This window comes from Stenotrophomonas sp. NPDC077659, assembly GCF_050268705.1.
GTDB lineage: Bacteria > Pseudomonadota > Gammaproteobacteria > Xanthomonadales > Xanthomonadaceae > Stenotrophomonas.
Genome location: NZ_JBNNHG010000251.1, coordinates 1 through 2381, shown reverse-complemented (window position 1 = coordinate 2381; position 2381 = coordinate 1). Strand labels below are relative to the sequence as shown.

Sequence of the window (2381 nt, the reverse complement as noted above, 5' to 3'; positions counted from 1 at the left end):
CCATCTCCGAGCGCTTCGGCACCCAGATCCGCGGTACCGATGTGGCCATCCGCAATGCCAACGACGGCATCTCGCTGGCCCAGGTCGCCGAAGGTTCGCTGTCGGAAATCGGCAACAACCTGCAGCGCATCCGTGAACTGGCCGTGCAGGCCTCCAACGCCACCAACTCCGCCAGCGACCGCAAGGCGCTGCAGGCGGAAGTCACTCAGCTCAAGAGCGAAATAGACCGTGTTGCCAAGCAGTCTGAGTTCAACGGCACCAAGCTGCTGGACGGCTCGTTCTCCAGCCAGCTGTTCCAGGTCGGTGCCAATGCCGGCCAGGCGATTGCCATCGACAAGACCGTCGATGCAACTGTCGCCAATCTGGGCGCCGCGAGTTTCAAGAGTGCCACCCTTACCGCACCGACCGGCGTGACCACGGCAGACACCCGTATCAGCGGCAGCATCGCAGTGAAGGGCGCCGACGGCACCGTCAGCACCATCAAGCTGGACACCATTGAAGTGGCCAGCGGCGCTACGGTTGCCGACCAGAACAAGGCTGCCGCCACCGCCATCAACGCCAAGCTGGGCGAGACGGGCATCCTGGCTGCAGTAAGCGACGACGGCAGCCAGGTCACCCTCACCCAGGTCAAGAATGGCGGTGATCTGACCACTGGCACCACGCTGACCGCAGCAGGCACTGTTGCGTTGACCACGTCTGCCAAACAGGCCAACGGCAGCTGGGGAGCGGCGGACCCGGCAATGGCCACCAGCGCGGTGACCACCTCGGCCGAACATGCCACCAACCTCGACGTCAGTACCACAACCGGCGCACAAAAGGCCCTGTCCTTGGTTGACGAGGCACTGAGCTCCATCAACAACACCCGCGCTGACCTGGGTGCCATCCAGAACCGCTTCACCTCGGTGGTGGCCAACCTGCAGACCTCGACGGAGAACTTGTCCGCGTCGCGTAGCCGCATCAAGGACACCGACTTCGCCAAGGAAACCGCAGAGCTGACCCGCACCCAGATCCTGCAGCAGGCTGGTACGGCCATGCTGGCCCAGGCCAATCAAGTGCCGCAGAACGTGCTGAGCCTGCTGCGCTGATACCTGCATAGAGCGAGGCCCGGGCGTGGAATGAATGCCCGCCCGGTGCCTGATCGACGTCTCATAGAAGCCAAAGGAAATCCACCATGGCACAAGTCATCAACACCAACACGATGTCGTTGAATGCTCAGCGTAACCTGAGCACCAGCGGCAGCTCGCTGGCCACCACCATCCAGCGCCTGTCCTCGGGTTCGCGCATCAACAGCGCCAAGGACGACGCCGCCGGCCTGGCCATCTCCGAGCGCTTCGGCACCCAGATCCGCGGTACCGATGTGGCCATCCGCAACGCCAACGACGGCATCTCGCTGGCTCAGGTTGCAGAAGGTTCGCTGTCTGAAATCGGCAACAACCTTCAGCGCATCCGCGAGCTGTCAGTGCAGTCCTCCAACGCCACGAACTCGGCCAGCGACCGCAAAGCCCTGCAGGCCGAAGTGACCCAGCTGGTGAGCGAGATCGACCGCGTGGCCAAGCAGTCCGAATTCAACGGCACCAAGCTGCTGGACGGATCGTTCTCAAGCCAGCTGTTCCAGGTTGGCGCCAATGCCGGCCAGGCCATCGCAATCGACAAAGTAGTCAATGCGAAGACCAACGCACTCGGCGAAGCCAACTTTGCTACCAACGGAAGCATCGTGTTCGCCGCCGCAGCAGATCTGAGCAGCGGCAAGATCACCGGCATGGCAGTGGGTGATATTGACCTGGGTGAGATCACCTATTCCGCATCTACGGTGCCGGCGGTAGTGACGCCTCCGACTCCGGCAGATGCCGACAACCCCACTCCGGCAGAGTCGGCAGCGATTGCTGCTGCTAACGCAAGCAATGCGTCTCGTGCGACCATCACTGCCAGCAACATGCAGAATGCAACCAATGCAGTCACTGCTGCACTGAATGCAAAACTGGGCGAGACCGGCCTCCTTGCCTCGCAGAGCTTGGATGCAAACGGCAATCCGGTCGCAGGATCGATCACCTTGACCTCGATCAAGGCAGGCGCAGACATCTCAAAGCTCGAAGTGACTGGCCTCGCTGCCAACGTCGCGACCACAACTGATGTGTCGGCCAATGCCAGCAACTCCCACCTGTCCGACCTCAACATCGGCGACGTCGCCGGTGCGCAGAAGGCGATTGAGATCGTCGACAAGGCGCTGGAGTCGATCAACAACACCCGCGCCGATCTGGGTGCCATCCAGAACCGCTTCACCTCGGTGGTCGCCAACCTGCAGACCTCGACGGAGAACCTGTCCGCATCGCGTAGCCGCATCAAGGACACCGACTTCGCCAAGGAAACCGCAGAGCTGACCC

Annotated in this window: 2 protein-coding genes; both read left to right on the top strand. The window is 62.2% G+C overall.

What is annotated here, in order from left to right:
* On the top strand, positions 1-1085 hold a 1085-nt coding region (locus ACQKDV_RS19125; RefSeq protein WP_427785814.1), incomplete at its 5' end, for a flagellin.
* 86 nt (positions 1086-1171) lie between these two features.
* The coding region (locus ACQKDV_RS19120) for a flagellin (protein WP_427785813.1) at positions 1172-2381 on the top strand (1210 nt) is incomplete at its 3' end.